The organism is Mesorhizobium sp. P3_B5 (assembly GCF_056402815.1).
In genome coordinates this window covers 217840-234363 of sequence record NZ_JBFUGR010000005.1, presented here as the reverse complement: position 1 = coordinate 234363, position 16524 = coordinate 217840, and the positions used below count along the sequence as shown (strand labels likewise).

General features: G+C 62.6%; 17 protein-coding genes. 6 read left to right on the top strand and 11 right to left on the bottom strand.

The window, feature by feature from the left end:
- Positions 1–105: 105 nt before the first annotated feature.
- The gene (gene grxD / locus AC1DVW_RS15320) at positions 106–441 is read left to right on the top strand and encodes a Grx4 family monothiol glutaredoxin (protein WP_111542518.1); all 336 of its coding nucleotides are present in this window, start codon (positions 106–108) and stop codon (positions 439–441) included.
- 166 nt (positions 442–607) lie between these two features.
- The gene (locus AC1DVW_RS15315) at positions 608–1852 is read left to right on the top strand and encodes a multidrug effflux MFS transporter (protein WP_477242941.1); all 1245 of its coding nucleotides are present in this window, start codon (positions 608–610) and stop codon (positions 1850–1852) included.
- A gap of 97 nt (positions 1853–1949) precedes the next feature.
- Here AC1DVW_RS15315 and AC1DVW_RS15310 read toward each other — a convergent pair whose 3' ends face one another.
- The 4 genes from AC1DVW_RS15310 to rpsD form a co-directional block, all read right to left on the bottom strand.
- Positions 1950–2357, bottom strand: coding sequence for a hypothetical protein (locus AC1DVW_RS15310; RefSeq protein ID WP_477324121.1), 408 nt, complete (start codon positions 2355–2357; stop codon positions 1950–1952).
- A 109-nt stretch (positions 2358–2466) separates the two neighbouring features.
- Positions 2467–3294, bottom strand: coding sequence for an inositol monophosphatase family protein (locus AC1DVW_RS15305; protein ID WP_477324119.1), 828 nt, complete (start codon positions 3292–3294; stop codon positions 2467–2469).
- Positions 3284–4171 (bottom strand): tRNA 2-thiocytidine(32) synthetase TtcA, encoded by an 888-nt coding sequence (gene ttcA / locus AC1DVW_RS15300; RefSeq protein WP_477324117.1) that lies wholly within the window; start codon positions 4169–4171, stop codon positions 3284–3286. Before ttcA ends, AC1DVW_RS15305 begins: the two co-directional genes overlap by 11 nt.
- Positions 4172–4280: 109 nt before the next feature.
- Positions 4281–4898 carry a 30S ribosomal protein S4 gene (gene rpsD / locus AC1DVW_RS15295; protein ID WP_006332867.1) on the bottom strand — a complete coding sequence of 206 codons (618 nt, stop codon included), beginning with the start codon at positions 4896–4898 and terminating at the stop codon, positions 4281–4283.
- Between the two features lie 385 nt (positions 4899–5283).
- On the opposite strand from rpsD, the gene AC1DVW_RS15290 reads away from it, so the two are divergent.
- Positions 5284–5493, top strand: coding sequence for a hypothetical protein (locus AC1DVW_RS15290; RefSeq protein WP_477324115.1), 210 nt, complete (start codon positions 5284–5286; stop codon positions 5491–5493).
- 126 nt (positions 5494–5619) lie between these two features.
- Here AC1DVW_RS15290 and AC1DVW_RS15285 read toward each other — a convergent pair whose 3' ends face one another.
- A complete protein-coding gene (locus AC1DVW_RS15285) occupies positions 5620–5808 on the bottom strand; it encodes a DUF3008 family protein (protein WP_477243118.1) in 189 nt (62 codons plus the stop codon).
- 133 nt (positions 5809–5941) lie between these two features.
- Here AC1DVW_RS15285 and AC1DVW_RS15280 point away from each other — a divergent pair, with 133 nt between their 5' ends.
- Positions 5942–7324, top strand: a complete 1383-nt coding sequence (locus AC1DVW_RS15280; RefSeq protein WP_477324113.1) for an RNB domain-containing ribonuclease — start codon at positions 5942–5944, stop codon at positions 7322–7324.
- Positions 7325–7410: 86 nt separating this feature from the next.
- On the opposite strand, the gene murI is transcribed toward AC1DVW_RS15280, so the two are convergent.
- The 3 genes from murI to AC1DVW_RS15265 all read right to left on the bottom strand — a co-directional run bounded on the left by murI (position 7411) and on the right by AC1DVW_RS15265 (position 9850).
- Positions 7411–8211: a glutamate racemase gene (murI, locus tag AC1DVW_RS15275; RefSeq protein WP_477324111.1), complete on the bottom strand. Its 801-nt coding sequence runs from the start codon at positions 8209–8211 to the stop codon at positions 7411–7413.
- 96 nt (positions 8212–8307) lie between these two features.
- Positions 8308–9060, bottom strand: a complete 753-nt coding sequence (locus AC1DVW_RS15270; protein WP_477324109.1) for a hypothetical protein — start codon at positions 9058–9060, stop codon at positions 8308–8310.
- Positions 8999–9850 (bottom strand): RNA methyltransferase, encoded by an 852-nt coding sequence (locus AC1DVW_RS15265; RefSeq protein ID WP_477324107.1) that lies wholly within the window; start codon positions 9848–9850, stop codon positions 8999–9001. Before AC1DVW_RS15265 ends, AC1DVW_RS15270 begins: the two co-directional genes overlap by 62 nt.
- Positions 9851–10070: 220 nt before the next feature.
- Between AC1DVW_RS15265 and AC1DVW_RS15260 the strand changes: the two genes are divergently transcribed.
- The gene (locus tag AC1DVW_RS15260) at positions 10071–11282 is read left to right on the top strand and encodes an NADP-dependent isocitrate dehydrogenase (protein ID WP_477324105.1); all 1212 of its coding nucleotides are present in this window, start codon (positions 10071–10073) and stop codon (positions 11280–11282) included.
- A 12-nt stretch (positions 11283–11294) separates the two neighbouring features.
- A complete protein-coding gene (locus AC1DVW_RS15255; protein WP_477324103.1) occupies positions 11295–11921 on the top strand; it encodes a glutathione S-transferase family protein in 627 nt (208 codons plus the stop codon).
- 20 nt (positions 11922–11941) lie between these two features.
- Here the strand turns inward: AC1DVW_RS15255 and AC1DVW_RS15250 are convergent, their stop codons facing one another.
- Genes AC1DVW_RS15250 through alaS form a run of 3 tightly spaced genes read right to left on the bottom strand, consistent with a single transcriptional unit; the run spans position 11942 to position 16390 of the window.
- Positions 11942–12421 (bottom strand): DUF2269 family protein, encoded by a 480-nt coding sequence (locus AC1DVW_RS15250; protein WP_477324101.1) that lies wholly within the window; start codon positions 12419–12421, stop codon positions 11942–11944.
- Positions 12418–13713, bottom strand: coding sequence for an SDR family oxidoreductase (locus AC1DVW_RS15245; RefSeq protein ID WP_477324099.1), 1296 nt, complete (start codon positions 13711–13713; stop codon positions 12418–12420). The genes AC1DVW_RS15250 and AC1DVW_RS15245 overlap by 4 nt, the downstream gene beginning before the upstream one ends.
- A 10-nt stretch (positions 13714–13723) precedes the next feature.
- Complete coding sequence (gene alaS, locus AC1DVW_RS15240) at positions 13724–16390, bottom strand: alanine--tRNA ligase (protein ID WP_477324097.1); 2667 nt, start codon at positions 16388–16390, stop codon at positions 13724–13726.
- Between the last annotated feature and the right edge of the window lie 134 nt (positions 16391–16524).

Genomic DNA, 16524 nt, shown 5'->3' with positions numbered 1-16524 from the left:
GCCATTTGCACGGCGGCGCGGCAAACATCTTGTTTCGGGCAACCTATGGGTTTATTTGATGGCTATGTTTCCAGCCTGACTCCCACAGGCGTGAAAGGATCGTCCATGAGCGGAATCAACGACTACATCGACAATGAAGTGAAGGGCAACGACGTCGTCCTTTTCATGAAGGGCACGCCCGGTTTCCCGCAATGCGGATTTTCCGGCCAGGTCGTGCAGATCCTCGATTACATCGGCGCCGACTATAAGGGCGTCGACGTGCTGACCTCGGCCGAGTTGCGGCAAGGCATCAAGGAATATTCCAACTGGCCGACGATCCCACAGCTCTACGTCAAGGGTGAGTTCGTCGGTGGTTGCGACATCATCCGCGAGATGTTCCAGGCGGGCGAACTGCAGACGTTCCTCGTCGAAAAAGGCGTCAGCGTCAAAGGCGCCGCCTGACTTCCGTTTTGTGCATGTCGTTGTTTCAAAACCGCTGTACACTTTTGGGCGACATGCACTGAAAACGTCGGGGGTGCCCCCACCTCGGCAGACTGTGTTAGCGGGGCAAAGACGAATTCATGCGCCGGCCTTCCGGCGCATATTCGTTTGAACGATCGGACTTGCCGTGGACAACCAGACAGACGCGCCGCAACGGGCATTCAAGCTGCCCATTCCGCGCTGGGAATTTATCGCGCTGTGCGCGGCGCTGATGGCGCTGAACTCGCTGGCCATCGACATTATGTTGCCGGCACTGCAGCAGATCGGCGCGTCGCTTGGCGTCGAAAATGAAAATCATCGCCAGTATGTGATCACCGCCTATATTCTGGGCTTTGGCGGCGGCCAGCTCTTCTTCGGGCCGATCTCCGACCGTTTTGGCCGCCGTGCGCCGTTGGTCGCCGGCCTGATCATCTATGTGGCCGCGGCTGCCGCAGCCGCCATTTCACCAAGCTTTGAAACGCTTCTCATGTGCCGGGCCGTGCAGGGCCTTGGCGCCGCCGCTACCCGCGTTATCGCCGTCTCGATCGTGCGCGATACCTTTGACGGCCGGCGCATGGCCGAGGTGATGTCGCTGATCTTCATGGTGTTCATGGCCATCCCGGTCATTGCTCCTGGCATTGGCCAGTTCATCATGCTGTTTGCCACCTGGCACTGGATCTTCGTCACCATGGCGGTCGGTGCGCTGATCGTGTCGGCGTGGTCGCTGCTGCGTTTGCCCGAGACGCTGCATCCCGAATATCGCCGGCCGCTGACGGTCTCGTCCGTCATCGGCGGGTTCCGCATCGTGCTCACCAACCGCATCGCACTCTGCTATGCCTTCGCCAGCACCTTCGTCTTCGGGGCGATGTTCGGCTTCATCGCTTCGGCGCAGCAGATTTATGTCGACGTGTTCAATGTCGGCGAAATGTTCCCCGTCATCTTCGCCGGGGTGGCGGGCGTGCTCGCCTTCTCCAACTATTTGAACTCACGCCTGGTCGGACGTATCGGCATGCGCCGCCTGTCGCAGGGCGCGCTGCTGCTGTTTCTGGTCATCAGCCTTGCCTGGCTGGTCGTCTCGCTGGAGATGAAGATGCCGCTCTGGCTGTTCGTCACCTTCTTCGCTTGCGCGATGGTGCCATTCGGCGCGCTTGGCGCCAATTTCAACGCGCTGGCCATGGAACCGCTCGGGCAGCTGGCCGGCACGGCGTCGTCGATCCTCGGCTTCATGCAGACCTTTTTGGGCGGCATCCTCGGCACGCTGATCGGTCAGGCTTTCAATGGCACGGTAACGCCGCTGGCCGCCGGCTTCTGCAGCGTCTCGGTCGCCGCATTGCTGATGATCTTCATCGCCGAGCGCGGCAAGATGTTCCAGCCGCACAACAAGCCGGTCTAGAGCCTGTTCCATCCCGATGGAATCGGGATGGGGCTCTATCATCTTGTTTGAGCATGATCTTTTCCGAAAACCGGTTCCCACTTTTCGGGATCATGCTCTAGGATGCCCCCTCACGCGCTGCCGTGAAGTGAGGAAACAGCGGACGTCCCGCGATTGCTCCGCCCATGCTCTTCGAAAGGGGCAGCGGCAGAGCCTTGTCGAGAGCCGCGAGGACGGAAGCCACGAAGGCCCGGTTGAGCGGGCCATCGTTGCCGAGATGGGCGTAGGTGGCGCGAGGCTTGCCCATCAGCGTGCCGTTTTGGCGAATTGAAAAACTCAGCGTCAACGTCATGCCCGCGGTTCCGGGCGGCGGCTGCCAACAGGCATAGATCGCGGTGAACATTTCGTCGATGGTGTCGACGGGATCGGGACTGTGACACGCGCGTTCCTGCGATCTCGCCCCGGTGGCACCGGCGACCAAGGCAATAGCAAGGACCGTAGCGGCAATCGCCGAGCGAGGTTTCATCGCGGGTCTCCGGTCTCGGCCTAAAGCGCGCCGCGCGCTTTAGGTCTTTGTTTCATGCATGTCGTGCTCCCAAAACCGGGGCCACTTTTGGGCAACATGCATTGGCCGGCTATTGCGCCCAGAGTTCGCGGCGGATTTCGCGCCAGCTTTCCTCGTCCGGCGCGACGAGGATGCCGCCGTCAAGATGCGACGGCAGATAGGCGCTGCCGTCGATGCGCCTTGTGTACCCGCCGGCCTCGGCGTGGATCAGCACGCCGGCCAGATGGTCCCAAGGCATCAGCTTGTTGTAGACGACGAAATGGGCGTGGCCGCTCGCCAGCAGGCGGTATTCGTGCGCGGCACAGCGATAGCCGAACTGCGACAGGCTCTTGGTCTGATTGCGCGCCAGCCGCGACCGCTCCGGCTCCGGCATGTACTGCCAGGACACCGCGCCGGTCGTTTGCGACATCGGTACCGGCTTAGCGACATGCACCTTCTCCAGGCTGCCATACGCATGCCTGATGTGGCTTCCGGCCCCTCTGGCGCCGATCAGCCAGTCCTTGCCGACCGGATCGTGAATGATGCCGGCAACAGTCTCACCGTTGACCACGACGCCCAGCATGACGCCGAACAGCGGCACGCCGGAAGCGAAGTTGAAGGTGCCGTCGACCGGGTCGATGACGAAGGCGAGTTCGGCATCGCCGAGTCCCCTAAGCAGCGCCGGATCGTCCGAGCAGGCTTCCTCGCCGACGATCATGGCCTGGGGGTAGCGCTGACGCAGCCTGGCAGTGATCAGCCGTTCGGCATTGACGTCGGCCTCGGTCACCAGATCGGCGGCCGAAGTCTTCTGGCGGATGTCGCTCTCACCCAGCCGGCGAAAGCGCGGCATGATCTCGGCCTTTGCCGCGTCCGAGAGAAGATCGGCGAGCCAGTCGATGGCGCTGTCGTCAAAGGTCATCGGCTTGCCGTGCGGTGAGCGTTTTGTTGAGGGCGGCGAAATCGAACAGTTTTCGGTCCATGAGATGCGAAGGCCGCACGTTGCTCATCGCCCGGATCATCGTGTCCTTGCGGCCGGGCATGCGCTTTTCCATGTCGTCGAGCATCGCCTTCATGGCGTTGCGCTGCAGGCCTTCCTGGCTACCGCAGAGGTCGCACGGAATGATCGGGAACTTCATGGCGCCGGCGAATTTTTCGAGATCGGGCTCGGCGCAATAGCTGAGCGGCCGTAGCACCATGACGTCGCCTTCGTCGTTGAGCAGCTTTGGCGGCATGGCGGCAAGACGGCCGCCATGGAACAGGTTCATGAAGAAGGTTTCCAGGATGTCCTCGCGGTGGTGGCCGAGCACCAGCGCCGAACAGCCTTCCTCGCGCGCAATACGGTAGAGATGGCCGCGCCTCAGCCGCGAGCACAGCGAACAATAGGTGCTGCCCTGAGGCAGCTTGTCGGTGACCACCGAATAGGTGTCCTGATATTCGATGCGGTGAGGAATGCCGTATTTTTCGAGATAATCAGGCAGAATGTGTTTTGGGAAATTCGGTTGGCCCTGGTCGAGATTGCAGGCCAACAGATCGACCGGCAGCAGGCCGCGCCATTTGAGATCGAGCAGCACGGCGAGCAGCCCGTAGGAATCCTTGCCGCCAGACAGAGCGACCAGCCAGCGGTCGCCGGGCCTGGCCATGGCGAAATCCTCGATCGCCTGGCGGGTAAGCCGCAACAGCCGTTTGCGCAGCTTGTTGAACTCGACGGAGGACGGCACGTCGGCAAACAGCGGATGAAAACCGCCTTCGGCCTCAGTGATCGGTTCCAATGATTCGACGTCTGGCAGCATGTTCATGGCGCGTCGGCCCCGAAATCTCTGTTGCCGCCCGGATTAGCGGAGGTGGCGGACAAAGAAAAGGCCGCCTCGACGGGCGGCCTTCGATGGTGTCGTAAAATGGGGTCGATCAGCGCGAATAGAATTCGACGACCAGGTTCGGTTCCATCTGCACGGCGAAGGGAACGTCGGCCAGGCCGGGGATGCGCGCGAAGGTGGCGACCATCTTGTTGTGATCGGCATCGATGTAGTCCGGCACGTCGCGCTCGGCGAGACCGACCGATTCCAGCACGATGACGAGCTGCTTCGACTTCTCGCGCACTTCGACGACGTCGCCCGGCTTGCAACGGTACGAGCCGATGTTGACGCGCTTGCCGTTCACATTGACGTGGCCGTGGTTGACGAACTGACGGGCGGCAAAAATGGTCGGCACGAACTTGGCGCGGTAGACGACCGCGTCGAGACGCGATTCGAGCAGGCCGATCAGGTTCTCCGAGGTGTCGCCCTTGCGGCGATCGGCCTCTTCATAGACCTTGCGGAACTGCTTTTCCGAAACGTCGCCATAGTGACCCTTCAGCTTCTGCTTGGCGCGCAGCTGCAGGCCGAAATCGGAAAGCTTGCCCTTGCGGCGCTGGCCGTGCTGGCCGGGGCCGTATTCACGCTTGTTGACCGGGGATTTTGGGCGGCCCCAGATATTTTCGCCGAGACGGCGGTCGATCTTGTACTTTGCGGATTCGCGCTTGCTCATCGCATTCCCTTTCAAAACAAACACACCCGGAACCTCATGGTCCGGGTGAAGGAAACGCGCCCTCCTCTGGCCTCCGTTTTCGAGGCCTGACAGGGTTTTCCCACGCAACGCGGCGGAAAACCCACGGGACACGTCAGTTCAAACAAGACCGGAAAATACAAACAGGTATCCGAGGTCTTGCGCATACAAAAAATACCACCGGACATTGCGGCCCGGTGTTGGCGCGGTGGTTAAACGGAGATTTAACCGGTGTCAAGCTTCTGAATGGCGCCGCGCGTCGCGACCGTATAGCATTTTCTGCGTTGAATACGGTGCCGGCTCTGGCGGGAAGTTGTCGCGCCAACGGCATCAGGAAGGGACTGGGAGTTAGAGGAGCCCGATTCTGATGAAGAAATTCTTCCTTTCGTTGGCAGGTGCGGCGGTACTGGCAGCATCGATGTCCGTTGCGGTGCCGGAGCCGGCAATGGCCCGGCATTGGCATGGTCACCGGCATCATCAGGTATGCCGCATCGTGATCAAGAAGAAGGTAGTTTGGCGTCATGGCCACAAGCGCGTTATCCGTTACACGGTAAAGCGCTGCTGGTGGCGCTGGTAAGTCCGGCTTCGGCCTCCGAGGGGTGACAGCCCGATCAATTGAAGCCCGCGGTTTTAGCCGCGGGCTTTTTGATGGAACACCGCCTGGCGGAACACTGCGTTGCGACGTTATTTCGTTTGATTTCCTTCAATGCTTCGACTTCTTCTCGGGCAGGCCCTTGCGCTTGGTCTCGGCAAAATCCTCGAGCTGTTTTTCACTCATGGATTCGTACATTTCCTTGGAAGCGCCTTTGAGTTCGCTCTGCTTCGTCTCGCCACGTTTGGCGGACAGTGCCGCGCCGGCGGCCATTTGCTGGGCTTTCGATGTGGCTGGCATATCCGTTCCTCCTTTGCTGCCAGAAGAAACGTTGCGCCTCAGCGACGGTTCCAGCGCCGGCGGTTCAATTTCGTGTCTGCCCCGCCAGCAAATCGGCCTTCCCGCGTCCGGAACGCCAGTGTAGGACGACGCCATGAAATCGTTGACCGATCCCTCGCAAGCACTCGCTACCGGCCTCGCAAAAATCCGCACCGAGTTCCATGTGCCGGATGGATTTCCGGCAGTCGTAGTGGCAGCCGCAGAGGCGGCGGCCAAACGCGTGCCCACCCAGCATACCGATCGCACAACGATGCCCTTCGTCACGCTCGATCCGGCAAGCTCCACCGATCTTGATCAGGCGTTTTCAATCGAGGCAAGCGGCAGCGACCTTCTGTTGCACTATGCCATTGCCGACGTAGCGTGGTTCGTCGAGGACGGCGACGCGATCGATCTCGAGGCCTGGACGCGGGGCGAGACGCTTTACTTGCCGGACGGCAAGGCCGGGCTCTATCCCCCGGTGATTGCCGAAGGTGCTGCGAGCTTGTTGCCCGACGGACCGCGTCCGGCGGTCGTCTTCACGGTTCGGGTCGCTGCGGACGGAGCGGTAAAGCTGGACGGTGCTGAGCGGGCAATCATTCAAAGCCGCGCCAAGCTTGCCTATGACAGCGTGCGTGCCTCCGACGTTCCGGCCGGCTTCGCCGAAATTGCACGGCGCATGGCGGCAGCCGAAGAGCGTCGCGGCGCTTCCCGCGTCGACCCGCCCGAGCAGGAGGTGGAACAGCTTGCCGATGGCAAATTCCAGCTTTCTTTCAGACCGCTGCTACAATCCGAGCAGGACAACGCCGCGCTTTCGCTGGCCGCCAACATGGCGATTGCCGACGCCATGCTGGCACACCGGACCGGGCTGTTCCGGGTGATGGCGCCGCCGGACGCTTCCAAGGTGCAAAGACTGCGCAACGCGGCACGGGCTCTCGGCCTGTCCTGGCCGGCTTCGACCAGTTTGCCTGACTATCAGCGAACCCTCGATGCGAGCAACAAGCAACAGGCCGCGCTGATGCTGGAAATCCGCCGCGCCGGCTCCGGCGCGTCCTACCAACCCTATCAAGAAGGCGTTGTCCCCTGGCACGAGGCGATGGCCGCGACCTATGCCCACGCCACCGCGCCGCTGAGGCGGCTGGCCGACCGCTACGTCGTGCGCTGCACGCTGGCCATCGCCAACGGCCGCCCGGTGCCCCAGGCCGTTACCGACGCGTTCGCCAGATTGCCGAAGGTTATGGGGCGCGCGGATGCTCGCGCCTCGCAAATCAACCACGCAGCCATCGACCTTGCCGAGGCGGTCATGCTGAAGGGACGCGAAGGTGAAACGTTCAAGGCCGTCGTCACCGACGTCGCCGATCAGCGTGTCCGCGTGCAGCTCTCGGACATGCCTGTCGTTGCCAACGTAAAGGCCTCCGGGTCCAGACAGGGCGATGGCGTGACGCTGAGGCTCGTTTCGGCCGATCCGGAGCAACGCAGTGTCGTCTTCGCACCTGCCTAGATGTCTTTGTTTTTACGCAATTCCTCGAGGGAAAGCGCTACGCGCTTTTCCCGGGAAAACCGTTTCACATTTTTCCTGGAATTGCTCTAGCGCGCGCTCAGGCCAAAACCCTGCATCAGCCGGCGGGTGGCGAAATCCACCTTGCCGGAGGTGAAAACAGCGATGTCGGGCTCGCCGTCCGGCAGAGGGCCGTCTACAGGCGCAAGCAGCGACATGGCGCGCCGTGCGATCGCTTCAGCCGGATCGATCCAGTCCACCGGCCAGGGCGCCGTCTTGCGCATGCGGTTGGCCAGGAAGGGGTAGTGCGTGCAGCCCAGCACGACAATGTCGGTGCGGGCGCCGTCCTTTTCGACGAAGCACGGCGCGATTTCCTGGCGCACGATCTCCTCGTCGACGAATCCCTGGCGCATGTAGATTTCGGCCAGCGGGGCAAGTCGGTCTGAACCGACCAGCCGCACATGGCACTTCTGCGCCCACTTTCCGATCAGATCGCGCGTGTATTGGCGCTTCACCGTGCCTGGCGTCGCCAGCACGGAAACCAGACCCGAGCGCGTGCGCTCGGCCGCCGGCTTGATCGCCGGCACCGTGCCGACAAAGGGATGTCCGGGAAATTTCTCGCGCAGCGCATCGATCACCAGCGTCGAGGCAGTGTTGCAGGGAATGACCGAGATCTCCGGCTGGAATTTGTCCAGCAGCGCGCCGAACAGGCCGAGGATGTGAGCGTTGAGCGCCGGTTCTTCCCAAGCGCCATAGGGAAAGGCCGCGTCGTCGGCGACATATATGAAGCGGCGGTCGGGCATCAGCACGCGCGCCTCGCGCAGCACGGTGAGGCCACCGATGCCGGAATCGAACATCAGGATCGGGCGGGCGTCTGATGGAACGGTCATTGTGCTTGAATCACGAGAAGAAGCTGAGGATCAGGAGAAGAGGCTGGCTGCGGCGCTTCTATCTGGAACGATCATGGCCTTGAAGTGGCGAGACGCTCACACAAGACCGCGCTTGCCGAAGCCGCCTGGCTGAGGACGAGCATTTGGACCTGTCGGTCGCGACGGCGCCGGTCGCGTGGCAGAGGTGGAAGCCGACGAAGCGGTGGCGGCGGCCGGCGACGAATACAATCTCGAATTCATGTTGCCGAGCGGCGCGGCCGGTTCGTCGAAATCAAAAACCGACGCCAGCTCGTTGAGGTCGACGCCTGCCGGCTTCGCCATCAGAATTGTGCACCAAAGGCCAAAAATCGAGAACCCGAGCAGGTTCAGGCCTGAATTGAAATCTTCAGCATCGAAATCATAAACCAGGACCGTGCCCGCCTGCAGAAACGCAAAGATGGCAGAAAACACGACGTAGCCCCACAGGATCCACTTCGATCCTTGCGCGTCGCGGCTGCGGCGCCATGCGAAATTGGTGCGAAACAGCACGACCACCAGCGAAACCACCAGGATCGCCCCGGCCACCCCTTCCCGGCCCGGGCCAGGTTTCGAATTGGCCAGCCCATCGAAGCCGATGGTGAACGAAATGCACAACACCACCGCCGCTATTTCCGCGACCAGCACGGCCGCAGAATAGGAGAAGAAGCGCAGACGGCCGATATTTGAAGCAAACATCTCAGGACCCATCGTTTTCACGACAATGAGCCCAACCGGATAAAATTCGGTTACTGGTGACGTAGGGGCATGCCTACTCTTTGTCTGCGGCTTTTCTGGCGCGCGCAGCCGCTGCCGGCAGCCGCCTTGGATCATCTCCCGGCGAGCCATCGCCGCGCGGCATTGCCGGCGAAAACCGGTCCAGCGACGATATGATGCCGCGCAACACTTTGAGCTCCGGCTCGGCAAAGCCGGCGCGCGTCAGCACCGCGCGCAGATTGTCGACCATCTTCGGCTTCTTCGGCGCTGGGCGAAAATAGCCGCGTGCTTCGAGCGCGCCTTCCAGATAGGCGAACAGGCCGTGCAGTTCTTCCTTGCTGGCCGGCTTCATGTCCGGACCGGCAAAGTTGGTTTTGGTCTCGTCTTCGAGGCCGGACTTCATCCACTCGTAGGACATCAGCAACGCCGCCTGGGCGATGTTGAGCGAGGAGAAGTCGGGATCCACCGGAAAGGTGACGATCTCGTCGGCAAGGCCGACCTCGTCATTGTAGAGGCCGAAGCGCTCGCGGCCGAACAGGATGCCGGTGCGCTGCCCCATTCCGTGACGGGCGCGGAGCACCCTGCCCGCCTCCACCGGACCGCGTACGGATTTGAAGCCGTCGCGCTGCCTGGCCGTGGTGGCGACGACAAAGTTGAGGTCGGCGATTGCCGAGGCCAGATCGTCGAAGACGGTGACGGCATCGATGACATGGTCGGCGCGGCTGGCGGCGGCGCGTGCCTTCTCGCTCGGCCAGCCATCGCGCGGATTGACCAGGCGCAATTCGGCCAGGCCGAAGTTGGCCATCGCGCGCGCCACCATGCCGATGTTCTCGCCAAGCTGCGGCTCGACGAGGATGATCGCCGGCCCTGCGGCAGGAATTTTGTCGGGCTCTACCTGGGCTGTCATGGTGTCAATGAACTGCGGTTTGCGGCATTTCAGCGTCCCCTGCCACATTCGGCCGTGAAAATGAAGCTTTCGAAAGCAACGATCGGCGGCGACGGTTAGGCCCTACAGGGCGGATCGCCGTTTGCGCGGTCAAAAATGCTTTGATATACGGGCCACATCCCCGGCCGAAAGCCATGCGGGCAAGGCCGTTCCGATCCCCCAGCAACGAGGCATTCTTTCCATGGCGAAGATCAAGGTGGCGAACCCTGTCGTCGAACTCGACGGCGACGAGATGACCCGCATCATCTGGCAGTTCATCAAGGACAAGCTGATCCACCCCTATCTCGACCTGAAGCTCGAATATTACGACCTCGGCGTCGAGCACCGTGATGCCACCAACGACCAGGTGACCATCGATTCGGCCAACGCCATCAAGAAATGGGGCGTCGGTGTGAAATGCGCGACGATCACCCCCGACGAGCAGCGCGTCGAGGAATTCAAGCTTAAGAAGATGTGGAAGTCGCCGAACGGCACCATCCGCAATATCCTCGGCGGCACGATCTTTCGCGAGCCGATCATCATGAAGAACGTGCCGCGGCTGGTGCCCGGCTGGACCAAGCCGATCATCGTCGGCCGTCACGCTTTCGGCGACCAATACCGCGCCACCGATTTCCGCTTCCCGGGCAAGGGCAAGCTGACGATCAAGTTCGTCGGTGAGGACGGCAAGGTGATCGAGCACGATGTGTACGATGCGCCGGGCGCCGGCGTCGCCATGGCCATGTACAATCTGGACGACTCGATCCGCGAATTCGCGCGCGCCTCGCTAAACTACGGGCTGCTGCGCAACTATCCGGTCTACCTGTCGACCAAGAACACCATCCTCAAGGCCTATGACGGCCGCTTCAAGGACATTTTCCAGGAAGTCTACGAGGCCGAGTTCGAAGCCGAATTCAAGTCGAAGAAGCTGTGGTACGAGCACCGGCTGATCGACGACATGGTGGCTTCCAGCCTGAAATGGTCGGGCGGCTATGTCTGGGCTTGCAAGAACTATGACGGCGATGTGCAGTCCGACACGGTGGCGCAAGGGTTCGGCTCGCTCGGCCTGATGACCTCGGTGCTGATGACGCCGGATGGCAAGACCGTCGAAGCGGAGGCAGCGCACGGCACCGTCACCCGCCACTATCGCCAGCACCAGAAGGGCGAGGAAACCTCGACCAACTCGATCGCCTCGATCTTTGCCTGGACGCGTGGCCTCGCCCATCGCGCCAAGCTCGACGACAATGCCGAACTGAAGCGCTTTTCCGAAACACTGGAAAAGGTCTGCATCCAGACGGTGGAGTCCGGCTTCATGACCAAGGATCTGTCGCTGCTGATCGGCCCCGACCAGCCCTGGCTGTCGACCACCGGCTTCCTCGACAAGATCGACGAGAACCTGCAGAAGGCGATGGCCTGACAGGCAAGTGGCATGGGCAAGCCCATCGTCTACGGGGCGGACTACAGCGTCTATGTGCGCATCGTCCGCCTCGCTCTCGAGGAAAAGGGCATCGACTACGAACTTGTGCCGGTCGATGTCTTTGCGGCTGAGGGCATTCCCGCCTGGTATTTCGAGCATCATCCATTCGGCCGCATCCCGGCCTTCTCGCATGACGGGTTTCGCCTGTTCGAAACCAGCGCGATTGCCCGCTATGTCGACGAGGCTTTCGACGGCCCGGCGCTGCAGCCCGAGGAGCCGCGCAGCCGCGCGACGATGAACCAGATCATCGGCATGCTCGACGCCTATGGCTACCGGTCGATGGTCTGGGACGTCGCCGTCGAGCGGCTGGAGAAAGAGGCGCCCGACGAGACCCTGATCGCCGACGGACTGCGGCAAGCAGCCACAGTGCTGCGGGTGTTGACGTCACTCAAGGCTCCGGGGCCGTGGTTGCTCGGCGATCAGCTGACGCTGGCCGACCTGCATGCAGCACCCATTGTCGCCTATTTCCTCAAGGTCGCCGAAGGGCAGAACCTGCTGGCTGATTTCGCCGACATCCAGGCTTGGTGGGGCCGCATAGCCGCCCGGGATGCTTTTGCCATAACCGAAAAGCTCGATTAAGCACCCTCAGAGACGATGAGCTAGAACCCTATCTCGGGCCGGGTGACCATCAGCCAGAGAATGACAAGCACGGCGGCGAATGCCGGGAAGCCGCAAGCAAACCAGATGCGAAACAGGCGCTTTTCTTCAGCAGGCAGCGGCGCGTTTTCGATGGCCGCCTGCCGCGCCAGATTTCGTATCCTGACCTGAATCCAGACGACAGGCAGCCAAAACAGACCGGTCACGACATAGAGCAGCAGAGACAGCACGATCCAGCCCTCGGACAGCGGCCATCCCATGGCCTGCGCCAGCAGCACGCCGGTGATCGGCTGCACCAACACGGCCGTTGCCGTGAATATGGTGTCGGCGATGACGACCGTGCCCGCGACATGGGCGACGAGATCGGCCCGGCCGGTGCGCTGCGCCATCAGCATGAAGAAGGCGATGCCGGCGCCGGTGCCGAAGAGAACCGTGGCGCCGATGACGTGCACCCAGCGCAATATATCAGCCCAAAGACTCATCGCTCGTCCAGAACCGCCAGCGCCACAAGCACCAGACAAAGCGCGGGAAGTGTCTTGACCAGCGGTCCCAGCGGAGCGAGCCAAAACTCGGGAGCGAGAAGCGTCGACGCCGCCAGATAGAACAGCGTGATCGCAATCATCGCCAGCAGTGCCCGCTTGGCCAACGGTCGGACCAGAACCGCCGCGCCGACAAGGATATCCGCGGCGCTGCCGGCCAGAACCGAGATGTTAGCGACATTCGCCGGCACGCCACGCAAGACAAGAATATCCGCGGCTTCGTCCTGCCGGATCAAGCCGATGATGCCCGAAGCAAGCCAGAACAGGGACAGGCAGGTAAAGATGACGGGCTTTGTAAGCCAGAGGCGCGCGAACCAGCGCTCCTGAACATGAGCGGGCATGTCGGCCAGCGTTGCTTCCAGCGGCTGCAGCGGATGGTCGGAAACCTTGCTCCAAGGCGCGGCATTGCCGGTAACGCCAACCGCCAGCGCGGCCAGGGCCGAGCTGCGCAAGGGTGATCGCCAACCGAGCATGCCAAGGACATCGGCAACGGCGCCGGCCAGCCGGCCGAAAATAGCCGGCATTGGCACGACCCGCGCCGGCGGCAGGCCAAGCCATGCACGAAAGGCAGACAGAACATCAGCGAGAGATCTGGCCTTGGCTTCGACGAGATCGATGACCAGGCGGGGCGGCAGAGATCCAGTGACCGCACGCGAGACCGCTTCGGCAACTTCGGCGACCGATACCGTCTGGATCAGCTGGCGCGATAGGACGGCCGGAACGAAACCGGGGAAGCCTGCAAGGGCGCGCAGAAGTGCGGTGCCGCCATAGGCGGCGGGCGCGATCACCAAACCCGGCCGCAGGATCGTCCATTCCAGTGAAGAGCTTGCGACGGCGCTGTCGCCTTGCGCCTTGGTGCTGAAAAAGGGATTTGCTGAAGCCGGATCGGCGCCGATCGCGGAAATCTGCACAAAACGCCGCACGCCGGCCTGTTCGCAGGCCGCGACCAGCGCCACCACCGCGCCTCGGTGGATGGCATCGAGGCGGTCGCGCGGGCCGTCCTGCAAGGCGCCTGCCGCATTGACGACCGCATCCATGCCCGCGACCAGCGGCAGCCAGTCCTCAGGCGCAAGCAGTTGCGCCATGTCGGCCGCGATCCAGCGGACCGATGGCCTGCGTCGCTGCGCATCCCAGACATCGCGACCAAGGCCGGTCACATGATGGCCGTCGCGCAGCAGACGGCCGACGAGGGCTTCCCCGATCAAACCATAGCCGCCGAGGACAAGGACCTTCATGTGGCGGCCTTCAGGCTGCTTCGAGTGCAGCCTTCACCGCAGCGATCGCATCATTGGCCTTCGAGGCATCTGGGCCACCGGCCTGGGCCATATCGGGACGGCCACCGCCGCCCTGCCCGCCCAAGGCGGCCGAGGCGACGCGCACCAGGTCGACGGCGCTGAAGCGGCCGAGAAGGTCGTCGGTGACAGCGACCACGACGCTCGCCTTGTTGTCTTCACCGGCGCCGACGAACACCACTACGCCGGAGCCGAGCGATGTCTTGCCGGCATCGGCCAGCGGCTTCAAATCCTTCGGCGAGACGCCCGAAACCGCCTTGCCGAGGAAGCCGACACCGGCAACGGTCTCGTTTTCGGCCGGCGCACCGGCCGCCGCACCGCCGCCCAGCGCCAGCTTCTTGCGCGCCTCGGTCAGTTCCTTTTCAAGCTTCTTGCGCTCGTCGAGCAGTGCTTCGACACGCGCCGGCACGTCGGCCGGCGAAATCTTCAGCGTCGCGGCGGTTGCCTTCAGCCGCCGGTCCTGCTCGTCGAGATACTTTCGCGCAGCCTCGCCGGTCAGCGCCTCGATGCGGCGCACGCCGGCGGCGACCGCGCTGTCGGAGACGACATGCACCAGACCGATATCGCCGGTCGCCCTGACATGCGTGCCGCCGCACAGCTCGACCGAATAGGGCCGGTTGGCCTTGGCGCCGTGCAAGCCGGTGCCCATCGACACGACGCGCACTTCATCGCCGTATTTTTCGCCAAACAGCGCCATGGCGCCTTCGGCAATGGCATCGTCGACCGACATCAGGCGCGTGGATACCGGGCTGTTCTGGACGACGATTTCGTTGGCCATGCGCTCGACCTCTTCGAGATCCTCAGGCGAAATCGGCTTGTTGTGCGAAATGTCGAAGCGTAGCCGCTCCGGCGCGACCAGCGAGCCCTTCTGCGCGACGTGGGTCCCCAACACCTCGCGCAGCGCCTCATGGATCAGATGCGTCGCGGAGTGGTTGGCGCGCAGCCTGGAGCGGCGCGCATGGCCGACCTTCAGCTCGACGGTCGCGCCCGTCTTGACGGTGCCGCTGGCCACCTTGCCGAGATGGACGAACAGCCCATCGGCCTTCTTCTGCGTATCGGAGATCTCGATCGAAAACCCTTCGCCGGAGATAATTCCGGTGTCGCCCATCTGTCCCCCGGACTCGGCATAGAACGGCGTCTGGTTGACGACCACCGCAACCGCCTCGCCCTTGCTGGCGGCGTCGATGGTCTTGCCGTCCCTGACAAGCGCCTGGATGAGGCCTTCCGCCTGTTCGGTCTCGTAGCCGAGGAACTCGGTGGCGCCCGCCTTCTCGCGCACCGAAAACCAGACTGTCTCGGTGGCTGCGTCGCCGGAGCCGGCCCAATGCTTGCGCGCCTCGGCCTTCTGCCGCTCCATCGCATCGGTGAAGCCGGCAAGATTGACCGAGATGTTGCGCTGGCGCAGCGCATCCTGCGTCAGATCGAGCGGGAAGCCATAAGTGTCGTAGAGCTTGAAGGCGGTTTCGCCGTCCAGCATATCGCCGGCGCCGAGCGTTTCCGTCGCTTCGGAAAGCAGGCCGAGGCCGCGGACCAGCGTCTTGCGAAACCTGGTTTCCTCGAGCTTCAGCGTTTCGGTGATCAACTGTTCGCCGCGCACCAGTTCCGGGTAGGCCTGGCCCATCTCGCGCACCAGCGCCGGCACCAGGCGCCACATCAGCGGATCATGGGCACCGAGCAACTGCGCATGGCGCATGGCGCGGCGCATGATGCGGCGCAGCACGTAGCCACGGCCTTCATTCGACGGCAGCACGCCATCGGCCACCAGGAAGGAGGACGAGCGCAGATGGTCGGCAATGACGCGGAAGGACGCGACCGTCTCCTTGTCGGGACCGCGCCCGATGGCGGACGACGCCGCATCGATCAGATGGCGGAACAGATCGGTCTCAAAGACGCTTTCCACCCCTTGCAGGATGGACGCCATGCGCTCCAGGCCCATGCCGGTGTCGATCGACGGGCGCGGCAGGTCGATGCGCTCCTGCTTGGTCACCTGCTCGTACTGCATGAAGACGAGGTTCCAGAATTCGAGGAAGCGGTCGCCATCCTCTTCCGGACTGCCGGGAGGACCGCCCCAGATGTGCTCGCCGCGGTCGATGAAGATCTCCGAGCACGGACCGCACGGACCGGTGTCGCCCATCGCCCAGAAATTGTCCGATGTCGCGATGCGAATGATGCGATCGTCGGAAAAGCCGGCGATCTTCTTCCAGAAGCCGGCCGCCTCGTCATCCGTGTGATAGACGGTGACCAGCAGCTTGTCCTTGTCCAGCCCGAATTCCTTGGTGATCAGGTTCCAGGCAAGCTCGATGGCGCGTTCCTTGAAATAGTCGCCAAAGGAGAAATTGCCGAGCATCTCGAAGAAGGTCAGATGGCGCGCGGTGTAACCGACATTGTCGAGGTCGTTGTGCTTGCCGCCGGCGCGAACGCTCTTTTGGGCGGTCGAGGCGCGCGAATAGGGCCGCTTCTCGAGACCGGTGAAGACGTTCTTGAACTGCACCATGCCGGCATTGGTGAACATCAGTGTCGGATCGTTGCGCGGCACCAGCGGGCTCGACGCGACGATCTCGTGACCCTCCTTGCGGAAGTAGTCGAGAAATGTCGACCGGATCTCGTTCACGCCACTCATGAATGCTGCCTTTTCTAGGAGAGCCGCCGGTCGGCCCGGCGGAAAATAGATTTTTGCCCTTGGAGGACGGACTTGGCCTTTTAGCGGTCACACCGCAGCCTGTCCAGAAACACGGGATTGGTCCAAATCGCGGC